A 21,111-nucleotide genomic window follows, 5' to 3' on the forward strand; every position below is an offset into this window, starting at 1 on the left:
CATGGGAACATGAAGTTCTTTGCAGCAACATCACTCATTCTATTTTGTTCATCCACTTTTGCATTTCGTCTGGATCCCATGGTTGTGAATTTCGCACCGTCGGGAAAGTTGGCAACACAAGTTGTCACTTTGGATAATCCGACCGGCGATAAAATTCCAGTTCAGGTGGAAGTCCTGACTCGCGATGAAAAAAGCGGAACCGAAAAGCGCGATAAAACCAGCGAATTTACAATCTATCCCGAACAGGTCGTTCTGCTGCCTCATGAAAAAAGAAATGTGCGCATCACCTTTACGGGAGAAGCGGATAAGGAAGAAAAATCTTACCGCATCGTCGCCACGCAACTTCCTGTCGAGTTGAAGGAGAAAAACGCCAAGGCAGCCAAAAAGACCGGCGCTAACGTGACCTTCATGCTTCAATACGTGGCCTCCGCTTACGTGACTCCTAAGGACGCAACTGCCGATGTTAAAGTGAAAGAGGTCAAAGTGACTTCTCCTAAAAATATCGCGGTTACGGTTTCCAATGAAGGTAGCGCACATAAAATCGTCTATGTGAAATCATTTAAAGTTATGGAAAAGGGCAAGGTCGTCGAAGAATTGACGAAGCCTCAAGGTATAGATGGCGTAAATTTCCTGGCTAAAACTCAAAAGACCGTTTCTCTTCCTCTAACTAAATCTTTGAAGGGCATTGAAGCTTCTGTATCGATGGAGCTTGCGGAGTCCGCGGATTGAGATTTCTAGCAACCATTGCTATTTTATTTATTTCGGCGATTGCCTCAGCTGCAGGCGTGCGTCCTGATTTGCCTAAGCCCTACCTAATGGCACCCGTTATTTTGGACAGTCGGGAAATGGTGCAAGTCTGGGTTTTCCCCAGAGACTCACGCAAAGAATTTATGATTGAGTCCGCTCCGTTGATGGAGGCATTGCAAAAGACCCTTAAAGATTCAAACTTCAAGATTGTAAAGTCCCTGGTCCAACCTCAAGGAGTCATCAGTGTTGCAAGCCTGGATGCTGCCGGATTAAAGCCGCAGTGGAACGAAGCGAATCTTGAATTGATTCTGAATATTCCCCTGAACTATCGAAAAGCCAAAGAGCTGAGTGTCACTTATATCGAAGTCGACGAAAATAAATACTATCGACCTGATGCCCACAGTGGTTATTTGAATATACGCGCCAGTCAGCCCTTTCAATACGGGGATGGTACATCTTCTGCTGACAGCAAAATGCCGTTAGTGGGTCGTTTGGATTTAGTCGAAAACATCAAAGGTGTTGTCCTTGAGGCCGGGGCGGAATTTCAAGAACATGCCGAGTATCCCTGGACTCGTCAGGATACGCGTCTAAGAACTGACGATGAAGAACACATGATCCGTTATACGCTGGGGGATTTGACGACTTATTCGCGCGGTTTACAAAGTGCTCCGTCGCTGGGTGGCTTTTCCTTTAGTCGTGAGTTCTCGATTCAGCCGTACCGCACTCTTCGTCCTATCAGTCGTACCGAGATTGAAATCAAGCGACCCTCAGTCGTTGAAGTATATGTGAATGGTGTTCTGACCAGTCAACAGCGCCTGGGCCCCGGAAGATTCAATGTTCGTGATTTTCCAATTGCGATTGGTCTGAGCGACGTAAAGATCAAGGTGCGTGACGATTTGGGACAGGAAGAGTCCTATGATTTTTCCTTATTGTTTGAAAATTCTATTCTGAATGAAGGAACGCAGGAATTTTCTTACAACTTTGGTAACCCTTGGGTGCAAGAGCAGGGCGATCGCACCTACTCCCAAGACGGTGTGTTCACGTCATTGTATCATCGTTGGGGTGTCAGGGACGATTTAACTTTGGGAATAAATTTTCAGAATTATCTGGATAAGACAATGCCCGGAGTAGAAATTTCCAAAATTGCTCAATGGGGATTAGCTTCTTTAGATACCGCTTACGGAACCGCGAATGGATTGGGTGGCTGGGGAAGTCGTCTGACTTATCGAAGTTTAGATCGCATGTACGGTTATAATGTTCCTTTTGTTGCGGCAGCAGAAGTACTGATGCGAGATCCAAACTTTCAACCACCAGTTGCGATTGACGGACTGCCACTGAATTTACTTCGCCGTTATGATCTGCAACTGTCCACAGCATTTGGATTAGGCGGGATATGGGGAGTGGGCGGCGGATATGAAGACGTTCCCCCAAATGCTTCCGATCGTCGTTTCTATCGAACGAATTTAAGCTATCCAATCAATGTTTCGAATCGCATCGAATTTTCAATTGTGCGCGAAGTCTCAGACAAACAAGAGGACCGCGGATTGATTTCCTATTTCTGGTCAGAGCCAGCAGGTCGCTACAGTGTAAGTGCGTATCATGAAACTCAAACCAAAAGCACCACTGCGACCGTCAATCGTAACAACTTCTATCAGTATGATGACGTCAGAGCGTCCGCATCTTTGCAAAGGGTGAATGAAAGTACCAATGGCAGTATGTATCTGGAATATCTGACTCAGCCCGCAAGTTATCGCTGGGACCAGTTTTCGACGACGACAAGTCTGGGGCAAAGAGTTTCGACTTCAACATTGGGTGTGTCGACCGCATTTGCTTGGGTGGGAACGCGTGGTGCATTTTCTCAACCGATCACCGACAGCTTCGTGTTGATCGCTTCGGATAATTTTCCTGAAAATGCGGAGATGTTAGTTAATCCATTGGGAGCCAAGGGTGAGGCGCAGTTGGGACCACGATCAAATACGGTGTTAAAGGATCGCACGTCGTATTACCGTTACATGGTGAATTTGGATTCGACGTCTTTACCGACAGGATATCTGCTGGATAAAGAATACTATGGTGCTATGCCAACATATAAGAGCGGTATCCTGATCGAAACGACTTTGAATCGCAAAGTCATGGTTAAAGGTCGTCTGAGAATGAAAGACGGCTCACCGCTGGCTCTGGTTGCTGCTGACGTAATGAATGATAAAGGCCAATTGGTGGATAACACTTTCTTCACCAATCGTGATGGTCAATTCGTAATTGAAGGATTGGCTCCAGGTTCTTATAAAATCGTAACTGATCGTCCTGACTTATCTGGTATCAGTTTAACTGTAATGGATGATCCTAATAATTCTGTGAACGTAGGTGACTTGATCGTCACTAAGGAGGAGCGATGATGAAAACCGCTCTAAGTTTATTCCTAACATTGTTTTCAACTGCGGCTTTCGCTGATGATTGCATGAATATGCAGCTTCAAGCACAGCAAACGGCATTTGATCTGACGACAAATCCTAACATCTCTTCGAACTTAATTGTAAAAGCCGATACCAGAGCCAAAGGCTGCAGTTTTTTTATTACTTTCGATTACGGTTTATCTGCCAACTATGCTTCTCGGTCATTAAAATATTTCCTCGTTAACACCTGGCCGTTACAGCTTTACAAAGATTCTGGCAACACGCAGGTGTTAAAGAATATACCACAGGTGAATGACTATAATGATGTCTTGAATGGAGCTCTTCCAGATAAAGGCGGCAATGATGCCCAAATCTCAATCCCTTATTGGATTTCAGCGGATACGTCGTCGCCTTGGAGGCAGCAGGGAACTTATTCTGAATGGATCACGGCAACTTTGTATAAAGGAACGCTATCCAATTATGAATTCGTTCGCTCTGTGGTGATCGCATTTTATCTGAATGCTCCCAAGCGCGCCGATATTTCTGTCGTTCCGTCGGGTGGGTCATTTAACATCGCTGATATCAGTGAAACTTTGGACTTTGGAAATCTCGCGACCGGTACGACACGCAGTTGTGATGTAATTGTTAAGTACAATGCGGGTTATATTCTGTATGCTTCGTCGCAAAATAATGGTCGCCTCAAACATGAAACGGCGTCTTCGTATATTCCGTATACCATTTCTTTTGCAGGCACGACTGTTAACTTAGGCAATTCGTCAAGCAGTCCGGTTCAGGTGAAAAGGGAGCTGGGATCATCTCCTGCGAGTGGAAAAATTATTCCAACCTCAGTGACCATCGGAAATTATACACAGGATCAGTCCGGGAATTTCAGCGATATTATCACTCTGACAGTTCAGTCTGCTGAATAAAAAAAGCTCTTCATTGCTGAAGAGCTTTCCAAAAAAGAGATAAGAAGAAAACTAATTACTTAGCAGTGATCGTGAATGTCACGGTGTCTTTGTAAGTACCTTCTAGTGCATTTGCATTGCCAGTGATTTTCAAACCCACTGATTTAGTTGCAGTTGTTTTTTGGCTCAAAGAGCTTACGTCAGTCACCGTTTGAGAAGAAGACAAAGATTTTTCCTGACCGTTGTAGATCAAAGCGTAGTTGATCGCAGCAGCGTCACCAGCGTTTGAATCATCCATCGTCAATTTACCATTGTGTGCCGAGCTTGCAGTGACTGTGTAACCCGCTTTGCGATTTGAAGTTTCAAATACGTAAGCGATGTTATCTACAGTATTTGAACCCGCTGTTGTCAGTTTAGAAGAATCAATTGTGTAAGCTTGTTCCACCGCGCCGGTTTCAACATTCGTTGAAGCGATCGAGATATAAGTCGAAGCGGGCACTGATCCAGTCAACTTAAGAGTCGCTTGGGTAGCGGCAAATGCCGGAGCTGCAACAACAACAGTAGCCATTAGAGCCGTGATTTTCGCGATCGTTTTCATGCGGGGGTACTTCCTTTCAAAGAAGCGTGGGTTTTTTGGTGTAATGTCACAGAACACACTTCACCAACTGTGCCGAGCCAGGATATCCGCAGCTCGATGCTATATGACACTTGAGTGTAAAGAAGTGGTAAAAATTTAGACAAAAAGACGTAAAAATGCCGACACTGTCAGGCCTGAAGTCCTGTTATATTTGAGATGGGCTCATTTCCGGGGTGGATCTTGGTGGGGGCAGAGACGAGGCCCACTTCCTTTAGAGATGTCTCATTTAGCCGATAATAATACTGATGGCAGAGCAGAAGTCCTCGAATGATAACAACAAGCTTTTGGCGATCCTCTTGTTTTTAGGGGCGGGCATTCTTGTATTGATGTCACTAGGGAACGACAATCCAAAATCCGGTGGCCAAGCGGGTGTTAAGAAAACTGAAAAGTTTGAAAAGTCAGTGAACAAACATCTGATGCTTACAAATGAAAAAATGGAATTCGAACGCCGTCGTTTAGAAATTGAAAATGCAGCGGGTTCTGATTTCAACTCCACCAAAGCCCAAACTACTTACAATCCTCAAGATTCTGGTTTGGATCTTTCGAACGATTCCCGAGCCGCAGAAGTTGCAAATATACTGGGCCGTGGTGAGCGTAAAGAGGGCGAGCCATTAAATCCAAACGATGTGATTCAAAAAGAACTTTTCAATGCGCAACAAGAAGTCGAGTATTCTGAAGCTTACAAAAAAGAATACGCTCGTCAGTTCGTGGAAAATGCACGCCGAGGCGGGTACAAGGTTTACCTTGATGAAAACTACCGTGTGAAGCAAGTCGTCCCACTGAATCGTCAGCCGGGTAGCACGGATATCTTTAACTCCCACGGCGATGCTATTCGCTAATCAAACGCGCGATCCTTTGAACCTTTTGAAAAATCCGTTGTCAGCCATACTATAATAGTCCCGTTCGCTGAAAATAATGTGATCTAAAAGTGGTATTTGAAACAGCTTGCCGCAGTTGTGCATTTTTCGGGTGGTAATCAGATCCTGATCAGAAGGTTGAACACTGGAGCTGGGATGGTTGTGCGCCATCATAAAGAAACTGGCGTTTTTTAAAATAAGAAAACGAAAGATATCTCTGGGGTGCGTCGGGCAATGATCCGCGGTCCCCCTAAAAATCATTTCCGTCGCGATAACTTGTAGCTGCGGACTTAATGCAATGACCCACAATTCTTCGGCATAGGGGTTTATGAACGTTTTCAAGGTTTCAAAAGCTTGGGCGCTGCTGGTGATTTCTGTCATGCATTGGGAACGTTGCAAAAAGCGTAACCGGGCGGACTCATCACACCGATCAGGGAAGGACGGAAAGTGGACACCCGTCTTGAAACGCACGGGCATGACTTGCGCCCGACAAATCCTCGGCATAGACTTGGGAAGAATAAGGGGTATTTATGATCAAGAATTTGCTACTTGGTGCAATGGCTGTTTCTTTGTTGGCTCTTACGAGCTGTGGTCCTAAGGCGTTCACGAAAGGTGATTACGATGACGTGAACAGAGAGAATCTTTTGAACGACCAATGGTCTGAAACAGATATGCAAAAAGCTGTTCAGGATCTTGTGAACAGTGCCCTTCAATCTCCGGCAATCACGCAGTCCAAAAAAATGCCCATCGTGATCGTGACTGGTTTGCAAAATAAAACCAGCGAACACATCGACACCCAAAGCATCATGGATATGATCCGTGTTGATCTGATGAAATCTGGCAAAGTAGCTTTCATCGATAAAGAAGCTCGCGGTGATATCGCTGACGAATACAATTACCAAAACTCGGGTATGACAAGTGCTGAAACTAAGAAAGGCCCTGGCGGTCAAATTGGTGCAGACTTCATCATCAACGGTCGTTTGGATTCAATCGTTCAAGAAGTTGGGAAAGACAAATCCGTATATTACAAACTGACTTTGAATTTGACGAATTTGAAAACAAGCATGATCACTTGGTCAGACCAAAAACAAATTCGTAAAGTGTTTAAGAAAAAATCTATCGGACTATAATGATTATTTCGACCAAGAGACTCACAGGATATGTGGGTCTTTTTTTTCTTCTGCTAAGTACGGGATGTGCATCTTATCAAAGTAAGGTGGATAAAGCCCGTACGTCCCTTATCGCTCGCAATTACGATGCGGCTTTGAAGGATCTTGAGCCGCTTGCTAATAAACAAGATGGTGATCAGTTAGTTTACTTGTTGGACTATGGCGTGGCTTTGCAGATTTCAGGTAAAGTCGATGAAAGTAACACGACATTTTTGCGCGCAGATAAACTCAGTGAACAGCTCGATTATCAGTCTGTTTCTCGAGTGACTGGTTCACTTTTATTAAACCAAGGTATGGTTCAGTATAAAGGTGACACCTTCGAAAAGATTTTCATCAATGCGTATCTTGCGATGAACTTCCTCGAAATTGGTAAGCTTGATGATGCTTTGGTTGAAGCTCGCCGTATCAATGAAAAATTTCAAAAGTATCGCCTCGATGAAAAACAGAAATTTGAACTGAATCCGTTCAGTAAATATTTGTCGGCGTTGATTTGGGAAGCAAACCGCGATTACGATGATGCCTACATCGCGTATCAAGAAGCTTATAAATTGGATCCCACAATTCCTCGTATCGGTGAGGACCTGATTCGTTCAGCAAAAAATGCCCGTCGTCCCGATACATATAAGGATTGGAAAAAGAAATTTCCTGAAGTGAAGGAAGATCCCGATTGGTACAATAAATCCCTGGGAGAGTTGGTGATTATATACCAACAGGGGTGGGGGCCCAGAAAATACGCGGCAAAAAATGAATACCGTTTGCCGGCCTTGTATCCAACTCCCAGTGAAACAAAACTCGCTCGTCTAACAATTGACGGGGGAGCAACGGTCGTCAGTCATCCAATTTACGATGTTCAAGAAGCCGCCATCAAAACTTTGCAGGAAGACTATGGAGTCTTGGTCGCGAAACGAATTGCGGGACTTGCCACTAAGGCTGTGGCAGCAGATCAAGTCCGCCAACAGAACAAATTGCTGGGTGATTTGACTTATTTAGCATTAAATATCGCCGACCAGGCGGATCTTCGTCAGTGGTCGATGCTTCCACAAACAATTCAAATCATCCGGGTTCCCTTAAGTGCAGGGGAGTATAAATTCAATCTAGAAGGTTTGAGTCTATCAGGCGCGCCGACCGGCGAAGCTTTGTACAATCAGAGGGTCACAATCAAGTCAGGCCAAAAGAAATTCATCGTTTGGCGATCCCTTAAGTAGGAATTTTCCAAGCGTTCTTTTTTGCGGCGATTATTCAAGGGCTGCGAATTTTGGACAAAAAAAAGGCCCAGCCTAAGCTGAGCCCTTTCGGTGCGAATTCTGTCGAAACAGAACTAGTTGTTCAAACCAAGAGATGAACCCGGAAGATTCGGAGTTTCTTCGTCTTGTTGAAGACCTGGAAGAACAGTCGCTTTTTCAGCAGCTACTTTAGCAGTAGTGTCTGTGTTGTAGCGAGTTGCTGCAGTAGCAACACGGTTTTCCAAGTTTTGTTTCATTTCCGCAGACGCATTTTCAACAACTGTGTTTACTTGTTGCTTAGTCATGTAGTCTTGAGGGAATGCACCAAGTTTAGCAAGGTAGCCAGAGATGCTGCCGTTGCCATTTTGGATGATTTCACGAAGTGTGAAAAGAGGAGCGTATTGAGATGCTTTCTTTTCAGCTTCAAAGATGATCTGAGTCAAAGTTGCAGCAGTGATATCGTTTTTTGATTTATTATCGATAACCATTACTTCTTCGTTTGTACGAATCATTTTAGCGATGTCGTCCAAAGTCACGTAGCAGCTTTGTTGTGTGTCATAAAGTTTACGATTCTGATAACGCTTGATGATTTTAACTTTAGAATTTGGCTTAGATGTCATTGTTTCGTTTTGGTTGATCAAAACTGCCTCCCAATTTGAAAATTACCCAAAATATCCAATGAGATATGTGCTAAAGTATTCAGCACGTCCCCCTGTCGATGGGCGCAACCTATCCCCGGTGCCATGCCTTGTCAAGCGGTCCTCAAATCAAAAGAAAAGACTCTAGGCGTTAATTTCAATCGATTTGAGAATCTCCCTCCGTCCAAACCCTTGTTTGTTTTTTTCCGCAGAATTCTCAGACCTTCGTCTAAAGTTTTCATTTGAAGTCGCCGAAACGTCATTAGGGTCGATTACGTTGCGGGTGGTAATTTAATGAAAAATGAGAAAAATCAAGAGTTTAAGTCATCTGGAGTTCTGACTTTGTTGGGTCTCGTTGGCTTCTCGGCAACCATCATTGCCTCCCCCTGGAACCAGTCCGTACAAGACTCTGAAACCAAAGCCGCCCTGCAGAAAGCAGAGGTCGTGGGTTACCAAGTTGTACAGATTTACCGCGAGGCGACAAAGGTTTCTGCGGCGCCGAAAGTGGCCTCTGGAGGCCGTTCTCCAGCCTCAATTTCACCTAAAGTTGACGGAATCGACAGCCTTCGCTCGACTGGAACCATGGGCACTGACCCGTGGGGTCAGCCATACCATTACCGCGTGCTACCAAACGCAGAGAAGAACTCGAACATCCGCATTGTCGTGTGGTCATCGGGCCCCAACACCAAAGTCGAAAGCAAAGATTTGGAAAATGAGGATGCGAAGATTTCAGGACAACCCAACTTTAGTGGAGACGATGTGGGTGTGGTCTTGAGTATGTCTCAAAATTAGATTTCCTGGCCCTGTCCTTGGGTCAAGTTATTGCGGCCTCTCGTCAAGGTTTTCTCACAGAGCACCGAACAGCCTAGTGACCAAGGAGATCCAATGCTTCTTCAAACTAGGACCGGAATTTTCGCAGCACTTTTTCTCTCGCTGACTGCATGCGCGACATCCACGTCACACGATTCAGACAAAGCGCCTTACTACGAGGCTTCTTTCAATGATCACAACCGTGCTCCTGCATCTCTGACTCCTCAACCGATTTCATCAAAAGATGGCCAAGCAACTCTTGATCCACTTTATTTGCGCACTCAAGCAGACTATTACTTCGCAATGGGCGAGGCGTATGCTTTGGAAGGTAACCCAAACAAAGCGATCGAGTCGTTTAAGCTGACTCTGGTTTACGATCAAAATTCTCCAGCGGTGAACATGCGTTTGGCGGCGGAGTATTTGAAGTTGGGCATGATCTCTGAATCTTTGTCCCAAGCTGAAGAAGCAACTAAGAAAGATCCAAAGAACATCGATGCTCACTTGTTGTTGGGTGGTTTGTACTCTTCGATGAAAGCTTATCCTAAAGCGATGGATCAATACCAGGTTGTGATGAAGCTTTCTCCGACGAACACAGAAGCTCCTCTTTACATTGGCGCGTTGTACTCTGAGCAAAAGCAATCTGACAAAGCCGTGAAGTATTTCGAATCATTGTTGAAAAATCCTGAATACACGACACCGTACCTGGTGCACTACTATATCGGTCGCGTGCGTATGGAGCAACCAGAGGCGAAATACCAAAAAGCAGCGGAAGCTTCTTTCAAAACTGCCTTGAAGTTGAAACCAGATTTTGCTGATGGTGTTTTGACTTTGGGTGCTTTCTATTCGAAACAAAAACAGGAAGAAAAAGCATTGTCTTTGTACCGTGCTTATCAAAAAGAACAATCTCCTTCTCCTAAAATCGCTGACGTTCTTGCGCAAACTTATATTGAACAAGGCAAGTACGACTTGGCTTATGATCAATTGGAAGTATTGGAAGCAAACACAGATGAGCCATTGAACATCAAAATGAAAATGGCGTTGATCCTGATTGAGCAAAAACGTTACGACGTAGCGGTAGAGAAACTGGAACAAATCCTTAAGGATGCTCCAGATTCAGATAAGATCCGTTTTTACCTGGCAGCGGTTTACGAAGAAACACGTCAGTCTGAAAAGGCGATCCGTGAATTTAAAAAGATCCCAACTTCCAGTACATACTATGGCGAGTCGACTGTTCATGCGGCGTACTTGCTAAAAGGTGTGGGTCGTTTGGATGAAGCGATTGAACTGGTATCCAAAGGTTTGAAAGAGCGCGCGGATCAACCACAAGTGTATGCAATGTATGCCTCCTTGTTGGATGAAAAGAACGATTTCAAAGGTGCTGCCAAAGTTTTAGAGCAAGGCCTTGAGAAATTCCCAGAGAACGCTCAACTGAGATTCTATTTCGGTACAATTAATGACCGTATGGGTAACAAAGACATTGTCGTATCTGAAATGAAAAAAGTTTTGGAATTGGATCCAAACCACGTGCAAGGCATGAACTATCTGGCTTTCACATGGGCAGAGATGAACCAAAATCTTGAAGACGCTGAAAAGCTGGCTCGTCGTGCGACAGAGCTGGAGCCGCAAGACGGTTATGTTTTGGATACATTGGGTTGGATTTTATACAAACAGAACAAAACGGTTGAATCGATCAAGTTCCTGGAGGCAGCTCACAAGTTTCAAGGTACTGTGAGCGTCATCGCGGAACACTTGGGTGATGCTTACTATAAGCAATCCATGGTTGATAAAGCTAAAAAGATGTATCGTAAGGCAGCGGACCTAGAAACTGATAAACGTAAAGTTCAGGAAATCCGCGCTAAGATCACTGCGATTGAAAAACAAGAAATGGGGTCTCCAAGATTGCCAGCTTCTGTTGAAACACCTGTTGCGGCAGATCACACGGCAAAATAATTCCTTGGTCGGAAAAATTGGAAACTCGCTACTTAAAGCCCACTATTTGGTGGGCTTTTTTTATTTTTTCTCGAAAGCGTTTTTGTTTTTCATCTCTATATATAGATAGAAGCATGTGAAAAACATAAACGGCAGCGCCAGAATCAAGCCCAAGCCACGCAGGTATGTGGCAATCACCAACGCAACACTGATCGCTACCGTTGCCGCCAGAAAAGGACCCAGATTTTTGATGGCAGCGATAACAGTGCGATCCATGGCTTTTGCGATACCCATATGAGTTTCAAGTTGCAGATTCAAACCGTGGGATAAGATGAAATAAAAGAACACTCCCATGGCCATCAATCCAAACCCTGCCGGCAACGATTGAATCAACGGTTGAGGACTGTGGATTACTCCAAAGGCTGAACCCATTAAAATTCCCGTCGGCATCAAGATGACCGCCGTGATCAGCCACGACACCCAATCTTTTTGCAGATGCGTGAAGTCTCTTTCCCAGCGTCCTTTTTGCAAACGCAAATTCGCGAGTTCTTGAAAAATCAAAAGGCCCACAGCAATCAATAAGGCACCGATCGTGGGAACAATCTGTGAAAAGAAAGTAAAGAGTGTAGCAAGGACTCCTAAGATAAGGCTGTCCTTCCAATTCTGGCGAAACATGATCAATGCTTGTTTAACTGAATGCATTTCCATATGCTAAGGGAATGAAAAATCTTTGGCGACAATTAATATCATTGATGCAGGGTCTTTTTCTTCTTAGCGGCGCAGTTCTTTTGAATGCTTGTGCAACCAAGCCTGTGGTTGAAGGTCCGCTTCAACAAGCGGAATGGGAAACCAAAGCTTTGATTCGCGACATGAAGGAAAATAAATCCAACTCCGTCTCCATAGATATGATGGCCGTAAAAAACCAAAGAGTTCGTTTGGACATCACAGCCGTGATGGGTTTTCAGGTCGCATCTTTGGTTATGTCTCCCAAAGAAATTGCTTATGCCATCTATCCCAGAAAAGAATTTTATTATGGAAAGAACTCTGAAAAATCCGTTGAGCGTATAATCGGTCTGAGTTTGCACCCAATGAATCTGGCCAATATCGCGTTTGATGAGCCTGTGCGTGGCCCAGGATGGACATGCGAGCAGGATAGTTCTCGTATATTGTCGAAGTGTGAAAATAAGCAGCGTTCTATTCGAGTTGAATGGAAGGATCGCACAGAAGGTAAGAAGAAAGTTGTAATTACGGCACCGCAATTCGAAATGCAGTGGCTTTTTAAAGCTCCCCAGACCGAGGTCCAGTTTAAACCTGAGACGTTCACCCTGAAACAACCTGATGGTTTCAAGGCAATACAAATAAATTAAAAAACTCGTTAACCGTCTAGTATTGAGGCATAATCTTAGTCAGTAGGTGTGTCACAAATCACCGGGGAGAGTATTATGTCCTCTAAGATTGACCTTCACTCGCTGATCAACAACTGGCAGAACTCCAGCGTCAATGCTAAAGAACATTGGAGCGGTACTTTCTCTGAGTACTTAGATCTGGTTAAAGCCAATCCAAAAATCACTAGGAATGCCTATCAACGCATGTATGACATGATCGTTGAAGAAGGTACTGAGACGTATCTCGATTTCAAAAAGGAAGTCGTTCGATACAAATTCTTTAGTGATCAATTCAACAACGGCAAAGATGCAGTCTTCGGACTGGATGTGCAGTTGATGAAACTCGTAAATATTTTAAAATCTGCCTCTTTGGGTTACGGCACAGAGAAGCGCGTGATCCTATTGCACGGTCCGGTCGGAAGTGCGAAGTCCACGATCTGCCGCATGCTGAAAAAAGGTTTGGAGAGATATTCTCATCAACCTCAAGGTGCTTTGTACACGTTCGAGTGGATTGATGAAAAGAATGAGCTGAATGGTTTGTTGGGTAAGGAAGTAAAAGTATTCCCTTCACCAATGAATGAAGAGCCCTTGCTGTTGATTCCAGAAGAAATGCGCGGCGCTTTGTATGATCAAATCAACAAAGGCCAAGAAGGCAGTTACCGTGTTCACGTTGATGGAGAGCTAAGCCCGCCATCACGTTTTATCTTTAAGCATTTGATGGAACATTATGAAGGTGATTTGATGAGCGTGCTAAAACACGTTCGTGTGAAACGCTTGTTTATTTCCGAAGCCGACCGTATCGGTATCGGTACTTTCCAACCTAAAGACGAAAAGAATCAAGACTCCACAGAGCTTACGGGTGATATCAATTACCGTAAGATCGCAGAGTACGGTTCTGATTCGGATCCTCGTGCTTTTAACTTTGACGGAGAGTTCAACGTTGCCAATCGGGGCATGATTGAATTCGTCGAGGTTCTAAAACTTGACGTGGCCTTCTTGTATGACCTTTTGGGAGCGTCACAAGAGCACAGAGTTAAGCCTAAGAAATTCGCACAGACTCATATCGACGAAGTGATCATTGGACACACGAATGAACCAGAGTATCGTCGTTTGCAAGACAACGAATTCATGGAAGCCCTTCGTGACCGTACCGTAAAAATCGACATTCCGTACATCACTCGCTGGAAAGATGAAATCAATATCTATAAACGTGATTTCAACTCCCAGAAAGTGCGTGGTATTTCCATTGCTCCTCACACTGTAGAGATGGCAGCGATGTGGGCGATCCTGACTCGTTTGGAAAAACCTAAAAAAGCAAACCTCACGCGTTTGCAAAAATTGAAACTTTATAATGGTAAAACGCTTCCGAATTACACTGAGGACAACGTGCGTGAGCTTCGTAAAGAAACTCAACGCGAGGGGCTGGAAGGTATCTCGGCTCGTTATATCCAGGATAAACTTTCCAACGCGCTGGTAAATGCGCAGCAGTCCAATAAAGGTTCCGTGAATCCGTTCATGGTCTTTAAGGAATTGGAATCCGGTCTTAAGAGTCACTCGCTTCTTTCAAACGAAGAGCTAAAAGCAGAATACAAAGAGCTTTTGGGTGTCGTGATGCAAGAATACGAAGAGATCATCAAGGCCGAAGTACAACGCGCGATCAGTGCTGACGAAAGCGCGATGGCAAGATTGTGCTCGAACTATATCGATAACGTAAAAGCTTATACTCAGAAGGAGCGTGTTCGTAATCAGTTCACTGGTAACGACGAAGAGCCGGATGAGCGTTTGATGAGATCGATCGAAGATAAGATCGAGATCCCAGAATCCCGTAAAGATGATTTCCGTCGTGAGATCATGAATTACATCGGGGCTTTGGCTCTTGAAGGTAAGAAGTTTAACTTCAAGATGAACGAGCGCTTGCATAAAGCAATTGAGCTTAAACTATTTGAAGATCAAAAAGACAGTATCAAGCTTACAACTCTTGTCAGCAATGCTGTTGATAAGGATACGCAAGAAAAGATTGATATCGTTAAAACCCGTCTTATTAAAGACTTCGGATACGATGAAATCTCTGCGACGGATGTTTTACATTACGTTGCAAGTATCTTCGCCCGAGGCGATGTAAAGAGTAGATAATGGGCATACGCGAAGATCAAAGCCGATTTAAAGACATCGTAAAGGGCAAGGTCAAAGAAGACCTTCGCAAATACGTGTCGCAAGGTGAAATGATCGGGAAGCGGGAAGACGAATACGTCAAGATCCCGCTTCCGCGCATTGATATTCCCAATTTCCGTTATGGTCCCAAACAATCTGGTGGTGTTGGTCAAGGTGAAGGACAACCCGGCCAGGATGTTGGCGATCCAGGCGAAGGCGGGCAAGGGCAAGCAGGTGAAGCACCCGGCGAACACATGGTGGAGGTTGAACTCTCCATGGAAGAGCTTGCAGATATCCTGGGTGAGAAACTGCAACTACCGCGTATTGAACCCAAAGGTCACAAAAATATTGATTCCCTAAAAACGAAATTCACAGGGATTGCTCCGGTAGGCCCTGAGGGACTTCGTCATTTTAAATCCTCCTATAAAAGCGCACTGAAACGTATGGTGGGTTCCGGAACTTATAACCCGGAAGAGCCGCTGGTGCTGCCGATTCGCCGAGACATGAAGTACAAGTCTTTCAAAAAGGTGAATCAACCCCAAACTCAAGCGGTCATTATCTATATGATGGACGTGTCGGGTTCCATGGGCGAGGAGCAAAAAGAAATCGTCAGACTGGAAAGCTTTTGGATCAATACGTGGCTTAAGAAGCATTACAAGGGTCTAGAGACTCGTTTTATCATTCACGATGCGGCAGCAAAGGAAGTTGATGAAGACACTTTCTATCGCACCAGTGAATCTGGCGGGACGCTGATCAGTTCTGCCTATAAACTTTGCCAGGAAATTATCCAGGCGGATTATCCAACCAATGAATGGAATATTTATCCTTTTCACTTTAGTGACGGAGATAACTGGAGTGGCGAGGACACGCGTCTTTGTGTGAAGATGCTGCAGGAGTTTTTCCTGCCTAACTGTAACGTCTTTGGATACGGCCAAGTCGAAAGTAAATACGGCAGTGGTCAGTTCTTAAAAGATTTGCAAAAGGAATTCGGCGAGGACGAACGAATCACTCTCAGCCAAATTGAAAGCAGAGACAAGATTCTGGATTCCATCAAAGACTTCCTCGGTAAAGGCCGCTAACCGACTGTGTGTCGCTTCGGGTCTTAGCAAGAAGGGCCAATAGCCCTTTAGAGAGTGAAGGAACTACCATGGCAAATTTAACTCCTGAATTAGAAGCAGAACGAAAGCGTATTTGCCAAATCGCTAAGGATGCAGGGCTAGACTGTTTCGAAACTGTCTTCGAATTGATTACGTACGATCAAATTTCGCAATTTGCAGCCTATGGTGGTTTTCCGGTGAGATATCCTCACTGGAAATTCGGTATGGAGTACGAGCATCTTTCAAAGAGCTATGAGTACGGTCTTTCCAAAATCTATGAAATGGTGATTAATACGGATCCTTGTTACGCGTACCTGATGGAAGGAAACGCGATGATGGATCAAAAGCTCGTGATGGCTCACGTGTATGGTCACTGCGACTTCTTTAAAAATAATGTGTGGTTTGGAAAAACCAATCGCAAAATGATGGACCAGATGGCGAATCACGCGACAAGAATTCGTCGTTACATGGATCGCTATGGACAAGACACAGTCGAGAATTTTATCGACGTGTGTTTGAGTCTGGAAAATCTGATTGATCGCTACAGTCCCTATGTGGAAAAGTCTGTGGTCAATTCCGAAACACCTCCACGGGAAAAAAATTACTTATTAAAAGTTGAGCGCGATTACATGCGCGATTATATCAATCCGCCGTCCTTCGTTCAGGAGCAAAAGCGTAAAGCCGAGGAAGATGCCGCGGCCCAAGCGCAACGCTTCCCACGTGAACCAGAGAAAGATGTTCTTAAGTTTTTTATTCATCATGCTCCATTGGCGGATTGGCAGGTGGATGTACTGACAATTATTCGTGATGAAGCTTATTACTTTTCTCCGCAAGGTATGACGAAAACCATGAACGAGGGTTGGGCTTCATACTGGCATTCCAAATTGATGACGACGAAGATTTTGAATGATTCAGAGATCATCGATTTCGCCGATCACCATGCCGGTACGATGGCCATGGCTCCGAATGGCTATAATCCGTATAAAGTCGGTATTGAGCTTTTCCGTGATATCGAAGAGCGCTGGAACAAAGGTCAATTTGGTCGTGAGTTTGAAGAGTGTGATGACGTGAAAGAGCGTAAACACTGGGACAAGAAATTGAATTTGGGTCGCGAGAAAATCTTTGAAGTTCGCAAAGTCTGCAACGACGTCACATTTATTGACCAGTTTTTGACAGAAGACTTTTGCGTACGCAATAAGCTGTTCGTTTATAAATTCAATAAAAAGACACAGAAGTTTGAAGTGGATACGAGCAATTTTAAAGCAATCAAGTCGCAGTTATTGTTCCATATGACCAACTTTGGGCAGCCGATCATCCGCATTGAAGATGCAAACTTTGAAAATAGAGGTGAATTGTTGCTAAACCACCTTCATGAAGGCATCGACATGCAACCTGATTTCATGAGCGAGACTTTGAAAAACGTGTACAAACTTTGGAGTCGTCCGGTGAATATCGCGACGATTATGGACGAGACACCGCAACTTTTTAGATTTGACGGAAAGGAGTACACGCAGCATAAACTGAGCGAAGAGGGTCCGACACCGAACCCTGCAACTGAAGAAAGCTCTGGTTCTTAATGAAGAATACCCGTTTAGTTTATAGTACCGACCCTAAGGACAATATTATTTGTCCTCACTGCAAAGAACTAAAGAGCGAATGCAAATGTCGCCCTGAGGATAGCGTGGATCAAAAGTTCACTGTGATCTTTCGGCTGGAAAAGAATGGCCGCGGCGGAAAGACAGTAACTGTTCTGGATGGTTTGCCAAGAAACGAAGATTACCTCAAAACACTTGCGAAAGAATTGAAAGCAAAGTGTGGTGTAGGTGGCTCTCATTCCATGGGCGAAAAATTCGGATTAGTAGAGATCCAAGGCGATAAGCGCGACGCGATCAAAAAAATTTTACAGGTCAAAGGCATACCATTTAAGGGTATGTAATTCTAGACTTAAGGTAACTTGTATTTTTGTTCGATAAAGATATCCTGTTTATATGCAGATGTACGGTAATAACTTGAACGTAGGGGTAAATTTGGCTGCGAAGAAAATCGTCATCGTTGATGACTATGAGGAAAGCTGCAAGCTTTTAGCGGAGATCTTAAGCTCCACTTACGATTGCAAGTATACTTCAGACAGTACTGCGGCGATGCAACTCATCAACGAGCAAAAGCCAGATCTAATTCTGCTGGATTATAAAATGCCAGGAAAATTGGGCGTCGATGTTTGCCGTGAAGTTCGCGAACAATCTGAAATCAAAAACACGCCAATCATTTTCGTTTCCGGGGCGGCAACGATTGATGAACGTATTAAAGCGTTCGAAACTGGCGCTAACGATTTCATTTCTAAACCTTTCCATGTGAAAGAACTTATCCTTAGAATCAAAGCGCGTTTGGCTGAAAAAGAGCCAGAGGTTACTGCTGAATTGACGGCAGGTAACTTGCGCATGAACTTGTTGGCTCGCCAAATCTTCATCGACAATCAAGAGATTAACGTAACGCCAAAACAGTTTGATATCTTAAAGCTATTGGTAGCTGATAAAAACAATCTGGTAACTCGCGAAAAATGTTTAAGCGAGATCTGGGGTGACTCCGATGTGACTTCACGTAACGTGGATTCACAAATCAACTACTTGAAACGTAAAATCGCCACATTCAATGGTCGCATCGTTGCGGTTCCATCTTTGGGTTACCGTTTAGAGGCGTAAATCAAACTGACAAGTTTAAATTAAAAAGGCGGAATCACTTCCGCCTTTTTTTATTCACAAATTCGGTCCTCGCTTGCTGACATCTTCAGGCAAACCAGTCCTTTTCTGCCGGCTTTACCATCAACACCATCGGGTACATCGCGCCCGCACGGCGCAAAGATCGTGTCAGCCGCTGTTCCATCTCGTACCGATCCTCGTAAACCGCGCATACCCAAAGAGCCTGCAATATTATCCCAGTTTAAAGTGAAGCTGGAGTTGGACTCGAGAGTCAGCTGTAAACTTCCGGCATTGCCTCCATCACCACCGCTTGTCCCGGCGCAACCAGGATGCACTCGCGGGTCCGTTATCGCGCCATTCTTGCCCTGTCCGCCGTTTTCGCCACTTAGAAGAACGTTAAGATTTCCCGTCGCATACTTTGCATCAATTTGAACAGCTCCACCAGAACGACCATTGGCTTCGCGGCCCGCCTGCGCATTGGGAGGGAAGTTTTGAATTGTACCACCCTCGGCGATCAATTCATCGACTTGGATAATTAAAGGATATTCGCCGGTTGTGATGAGAGCGTTTTTTCGAATTGTTAAGTGGTGGGCTTTGATGGTTTCGGGTTTATCGAGAGTGCGGGCTTCATTCCAAACCACATTATCGGCAGCTCCATATATTTTAACTTCAGGTGGATTTTCGTTCTTGTCTTTAACCTCTACGGCACAAGCTGCGGTAAGAAAGATCATCGGTATCATAATAAGTAGTTTCATAAAATTCTCCTTCGCGGGGGAGCTGAGTTGCAAAGGAGTTATCGAAGCCATGGAGGTGGTTTTAATAATATCGGGTACGTAATCCGGATAAGCTGGGGCGACTCCTGCAATTTCACTTATGATCGAAGAGGTCAGTAAGTGAAAACGCAAGTCTAAGTTCAGGCTCTTTTCGTTGATTCTCTGAACTGGCATATCAAAATTAAATTTATGTTTATAAACCAGTCAGGAATTCCGCAAGTACCAAGATGGCTAAGATTGTATATTCGGTTTGCAGCAATTATGTATGTGCCGCTGATACTCGTGTTTGTGCGACTTCAAACCGAGATCGCTCCGGAAATTCAGGAACCATTTGGTGTGCTGATAGGAGTGGGAGTTCCAGCCTTGCTTTGTATAGCGCCCTACTTACTGGTGGCGGCTTCAAAATGTCCTAATTGTACTAAGCATTTTTTCAAGCCAAACCCTTTGGCATCTGGTTTCGGTAACGACCTATCTTGCAGTCATTGTCAGCACGGGTAAAAAAAAGGCGGAAGTGATTCCGCCTTTTTTATTTAACTAGGTTCTTTGCTTCTTTTTGCGCTTCGATAACCGCTTTGTGGAACTTCTCGAAGACTTCCGGTTGAACTTTGTAAATCGCCAGGGAATGTTGGAACAGGTGAGTGTTGATTTCTGGATGCTCGTCGATGTTTTTCTTAACTCGCTTCAATAAATCCGAATCTTGAGTTAACTTCTTCGAAAAGTTTTCCATGAACGCTTCGTCCTGGAATTTTTCGTAGCTGGTGAAACCGTGATCCTTCAATTGCAGGTCCTCAATGATGCCGTCGCGGCCTTCTTTTATTTGCTTATCGATCTCTGCAACGTATTCAGGGAACTGATAGGTTTTGGCAGAGTTCACCGCAGTTAAAAGCTTCATTGTGATCTCAGCACTTTTCTCTAGGCTTACCTGGCGAGGATTGCCTTCTTTATCCAGTAACAACAGGTTATTGAAAATATCTTCAGGCGACTCTGCATGTGCTGGGGGAGCCTCACTTAAAGTCTTCATAACTTCCGCTGAAGAAATCAAAACTTCATAGCGCAGACTGTTTTGCAAAGCCTCTTTAGTGTCGAAAGTAAGAACTTGCTCCTTCAAAGCTTTCAAACGCATTTTATCGTCTTTTTTAAGTTTGCGGTGGTTCATGGCTTTCAAAGTTTCCAGCGACTGTTCCAGCCAGTTTGTTCCCATCATATTCAGCAAGATAGGACCTTTACATTGGGCGACCATCAAAGAAACGCGTGCCAAAGCCTGTGCATCTTTCATGTTGCCGCTGTTGCGAACTTGCTTGTTGGTGATTTTGAAAACTTCGTTGGCATCGTTCCAGTTGGCAACAGTCAAACCGCTTGCGGAGTAGGCATTGCAACCTTGAATCGACAAATCAGAAAGCTTCAAAAAGCTTTTCGCCGTCTGAGCATTGCCGGAGGATTTCTTCATCACAGCTAATTGAGAGAAAAATTGGCGACTGCCTTGAGAAGGAATAATGATTTTATCCTGCTCGGGAAGCATCGAATTCAATTTACCCGCAATCTCAATAAGGGATTTGCTGGTTTGCGGGGCAGGTAAATCTTTCTTTTGCGGTGAAAGAGTAATCGCCGTCGCCGCTTCCGGAGTTGGCGAGGCCGCAGGAGATGGGCTTTCAGTTGGTGAAGCTGCCAGGGCAAGAGAGACAAGTAAATGAAGCATAA

The 21,111-nt window shown here is 44.5% G+C and carries 20 protein-coding genes; 14 read left to right on the top strand and 6 right to left on the bottom strand.

Annotation, left to right across the window (positions count from 1 at the left end; genetic code table 11):
* Positions 1-9: 9 nt before the first annotated feature.
* Genes DOM22_RS00975 through DOM22_RS00985 form a run of 3 tightly spaced genes read left to right on the top strand, consistent with a single transcriptional unit; the run spans position 10 to position 4,069 of the window.
* Complete coding sequence (locus DOM22_RS00975) at positions 10-729, top strand: molecular chaperone (RefSeq protein WP_142698600.1); 720 nt, start codon at positions 10-12, stop codon at positions 727-729.
* The gene (locus DOM22_RS00980) at positions 726-3,143 is read left to right on the top strand and encodes a fimbrial biogenesis outer membrane usher protein (RefSeq protein ID WP_142698601.1); all 2,418 of its coding nucleotides are present in this window, start codon (positions 726-728) and stop codon (positions 3,141-3,143) included. The genes DOM22_RS00975 and DOM22_RS00980 overlap by 4 nt, the downstream gene beginning before the upstream one ends.
* Positions 3,140-4,069, top strand: a complete 930-nt coding sequence (locus tag DOM22_RS00985) for a hypothetical protein (protein ID WP_142698602.1) — start codon at positions 3,140-3,142, stop codon at positions 4,067-4,069. The genes DOM22_RS00980 and DOM22_RS00985 overlap by 4 nt, the downstream gene beginning before the upstream one ends.
* A gap of 55 nt (positions 4,070-4,124) precedes the next feature.
* On the opposite strand, the gene DOM22_RS00990 is transcribed toward DOM22_RS00985, so the two are convergent.
* Entirely contained in the window at positions 4,125-4,646 is a 522-nt protein-coding gene (locus DOM22_RS00990; RefSeq protein WP_142698603.1) for a hypothetical protein, read from the bottom strand.
* 284 nt (positions 4,647-4,930) lie between these two features.
* Between DOM22_RS00990 and DOM22_RS00995 the strand changes: the two genes are divergently transcribed.
* Positions 4,931-5,524: a hypothetical protein gene (locus tag DOM22_RS00995; protein WP_142698604.1), complete on the top strand. Its 594-nt coding sequence runs from the start codon at positions 4,931-4,933 to the stop codon at positions 5,522-5,524.
* Here DOM22_RS00995 and DOM22_RS01000 read toward each other — a convergent pair whose 3' ends face one another.
* Entirely contained in the window at positions 5,525-6,019 is a 495-nt protein-coding gene (locus DOM22_RS01000; protein ID WP_168196517.1) for a JAB domain-containing protein, read from the bottom strand.
* Positions 6,020-6,072: 53 nt separating this feature from the next.
* On the opposite strand from DOM22_RS01000, the gene lpoB reads away from it, so the two are divergent.
* The gene (gene lpoB / locus DOM22_RS01005) at positions 6,073-6,672 is read left to right on the top strand and encodes a penicillin-binding protein activator LpoB (protein ID WP_142698605.1); all 600 of its coding nucleotides are present in this window, start codon (positions 6,073-6,075) and stop codon (positions 6,670-6,672) included.
* Between the two features lie 32 nt (positions 6,673-6,704).
* Positions 6,705-7,916, top strand: coding sequence for a COG3014 family protein (locus tag DOM22_RS01010; RefSeq protein WP_246845788.1), 1,212 nt, complete (start codon positions 6,705-6,707; stop codon positions 7,914-7,916).
* 113 nt (positions 7,917-8,029) lie between these two features.
* Here DOM22_RS01010 and DOM22_RS01015 read toward each other — a convergent pair whose 3' ends face one another.
* Positions 8,030-8,575: a polyhydroxyalkanoate synthesis regulator DNA-binding domain-containing protein gene (locus DOM22_RS01015; protein WP_088617236.1), complete on the bottom strand. Its 546-nt coding sequence runs from the start codon at positions 8,573-8,575 to the stop codon at positions 8,030-8,032.
* Between the two features lie 291 nt (positions 8,576-8,866).
* On the opposite strand from DOM22_RS01015, the gene DOM22_RS01020 reads away from it, so the two are divergent.
* Together DOM22_RS01020 and DOM22_RS01025 are read left to right on the top strand one after the other, a co-directional pair.
* The gene (locus DOM22_RS01020) at positions 8,867-9,364 is read left to right on the top strand and encodes a hypothetical protein (protein ID WP_142698607.1); all 498 of its coding nucleotides are present in this window, start codon (positions 8,867-8,869) and stop codon (positions 9,362-9,364) included.
* A 93-nt stretch (positions 9,365-9,457) separates the two neighbouring features.
* Positions 9,458-11,332, top strand: a complete 1,875-nt coding sequence (locus DOM22_RS01025) for a tetratricopeptide repeat protein (protein WP_142698608.1) — start codon at positions 9,458-9,460, stop codon at positions 11,330-11,332.
* A 60-nt stretch (positions 11,333-11,392) separates the two neighbouring features.
* On the opposite strand, the gene DOM22_RS01030 is transcribed toward DOM22_RS01025, so the two are convergent.
* Complete coding sequence (locus DOM22_RS01030; protein ID WP_142698609.1) at positions 11,393-12,013, bottom strand: hypothetical protein; 621 nt, start codon at positions 12,011-12,013, stop codon at positions 11,393-11,395.
* 17 nt (positions 12,014-12,030) lie between these two features.
* On the opposite strand from DOM22_RS01030, the gene DOM22_RS01035 reads away from it, so the two are divergent.
* The 6 genes from DOM22_RS01035 to DOM22_RS01060 all read left to right on the top strand — a co-directional run bounded on the left by DOM22_RS01035 (position 12,031) and on the right by DOM22_RS01060 (position 18,643).
* Complete coding sequence (locus DOM22_RS01035) at positions 12,031-12,678, top strand: hypothetical protein (RefSeq protein ID WP_246845789.1); 648 nt, start codon at positions 12,031-12,033, stop codon at positions 12,676-12,678.
* Positions 12,679-12,753: 75 nt separating this feature from the next.
* Positions 12,754-14,829: a PrkA family serine protein kinase gene (locus DOM22_RS01040; protein ID WP_142698610.1), complete on the top strand. Its 2,076-nt coding sequence runs from the start codon at positions 12,754-12,756 to the stop codon at positions 14,827-14,829.
* A complete protein-coding gene (locus DOM22_RS01045; protein WP_142698611.1) occupies positions 14,829-15,926 on the top strand; it encodes a DUF444 family protein in 1,098 nt (365 codons plus the stop codon). The genes DOM22_RS01040 and DOM22_RS01045 overlap by 1 nt, the downstream gene beginning before the upstream one ends.
* Before the next feature lie 68 nt (positions 15,927-15,994).
* Positions 15,995-17,521, top strand: coding sequence for a SpoVR family protein (locus DOM22_RS01050; protein WP_142698612.1), 1,527 nt, complete (start codon positions 15,995-15,997; stop codon positions 17,519-17,521).
* 104 nt (positions 17,522-17,625) lie between these two features.
* Entirely contained in the window at positions 17,626-17,880 is a 255-nt protein-coding gene (locus DOM22_RS01055) for a translation initiation factor (RefSeq protein WP_210415663.1), read from the top strand.
* 91 nt (positions 17,881-17,971) lie between these two features.
* Positions 17,972-18,643 (top strand): response regulator transcription factor, encoded by a 672-nt coding sequence (locus DOM22_RS01060; protein ID WP_246845790.1) that lies wholly within the window; start codon positions 17,972-17,974, stop codon positions 18,641-18,643.
* A 50-nt stretch (positions 18,644-18,693) separates the two neighbouring features.
* On the opposite strand, the gene DOM22_RS01065 is transcribed toward DOM22_RS01060, so the two are convergent.
* Positions 18,694-19,395, bottom strand: a complete 702-nt coding sequence (locus DOM22_RS01065; RefSeq protein WP_142698615.1) for a hypothetical protein — start codon at positions 19,393-19,395, stop codon at positions 18,694-18,696.
* A 544-nt stretch (positions 19,396-19,939) separates the two neighbouring features.
* Entirely contained in the window at positions 19,940-21,109 is a 1,170-nt protein-coding gene (locus DOM22_RS01070; RefSeq protein WP_142698616.1) for a hypothetical protein, read from the bottom strand.
* Positions 21,110-21,111: the final 2 nt, after the last annotated feature.

It is taken from the genome of Bdellovibrio sp. ZAP7, from assembly GCF_006874645.1.
In the GTDB taxonomy this organism is placed as follows: Bacteria; Bdellovibrionota; Bdellovibrionia; order Bdellovibrionales; family Bdellovibrionaceae; genus Bdellovibrio.

What these genes read in the sequence shown, in the direction of transcription:
- DOM22_RS00975 (WP_142698600.1), top strand. Translation starts at nt 10, where the DNA reads ATGAAGTTCTTTGCAGCAACATCACTCATTCTATTTTGTTCATCCACT.
- DOM22_RS00985 (WP_142698602.1), top strand. Translation starts at nt 3,140, where the DNA reads ATGATGAAAACCGCTCTAAGTTTATTCCTAACATTGTTTTCAACTGCG.
- DOM22_RS00990 (WP_142698603.1), bottom strand. Translation starts at nt 4,646, where the DNA reads ATGAAAACGATCGCGAAAATCACGGCTCTAATGGCTACTGTTGTTGTT.
- DOM22_RS00995 (WP_142698604.1), top strand. Translation starts at nt 4,931, where the DNA reads ATGGCAGAGCAGAAGTCCTCGAATGATAACAACAAGCTTTTGGCGATC.
- DOM22_RS01000 (WP_168196517.1), bottom strand. Translation starts at nt 6,019, where the DNA reads ATGCCCGTGCGTTTCAAGACGGGTGTCCACTTTCCGTCCTTCCCTGAT.
- lpoB (WP_142698605.1), top strand. Translation starts at nt 6,073, where the DNA reads ATGATCAAGAATTTGCTACTTGGTGCAATGGCTGTTTCTTTGTTGGCT.
- DOM22_RS01020 (WP_142698607.1), top strand. Translation starts at nt 8,867, where the DNA reads ATGAAAAATGAGAAAAATCAAGAGTTTAAGTCATCTGGAGTTCTGACT.
- DOM22_RS01025 (WP_142698608.1), top strand. Translation starts at nt 9,458, where the DNA reads ATGCTTCTTCAAACTAGGACCGGAATTTTCGCAGCACTTTTTCTCTCG.
- DOM22_RS01030 (WP_142698609.1), bottom strand. Translation starts at nt 12,013, where the DNA reads ATGCATTCAGTTAAACAAGCATTGATCATGTTTCGCCAGAATTGGAAG.
- DOM22_RS01035 (WP_246845789.1), top strand. Translation starts at nt 12,031, where the DNA reads ATGAAAAATCTTTGGCGACAATTAATATCATTGATGCAGGGTCTTTTT.
- DOM22_RS01040 (WP_142698610.1), top strand. Translation starts at nt 12,754, where the DNA reads ATGTCCTCTAAGATTGACCTTCACTCGCTGATCAACAACTGGCAGAAC.
- DOM22_RS01045 (WP_142698611.1), top strand. Translation starts at nt 14,829, where the DNA reads ATGGGCATACGCGAAGATCAAAGCCGATTTAAAGACATCGTAAAGGGC.
- DOM22_RS01050 (WP_142698612.1), top strand. Translation starts at nt 15,995, where the DNA reads ATGGCAAATTTAACTCCTGAATTAGAAGCAGAACGAAAGCGTATTTGC.
- DOM22_RS01065 (WP_142698615.1), bottom strand. Translation starts at nt 19,395, where the DNA reads ATGAAACTACTTATTATGATACCGATGATCTTTCTTACCGCAGCTTGT.
- DOM22_RS01070 (WP_142698616.1), bottom strand. Translation starts at nt 21,109, where the DNA reads ATGCTTCATTTACTTGTCTCTCTTGCCCTGGCAGCTTCACCAACTGAA.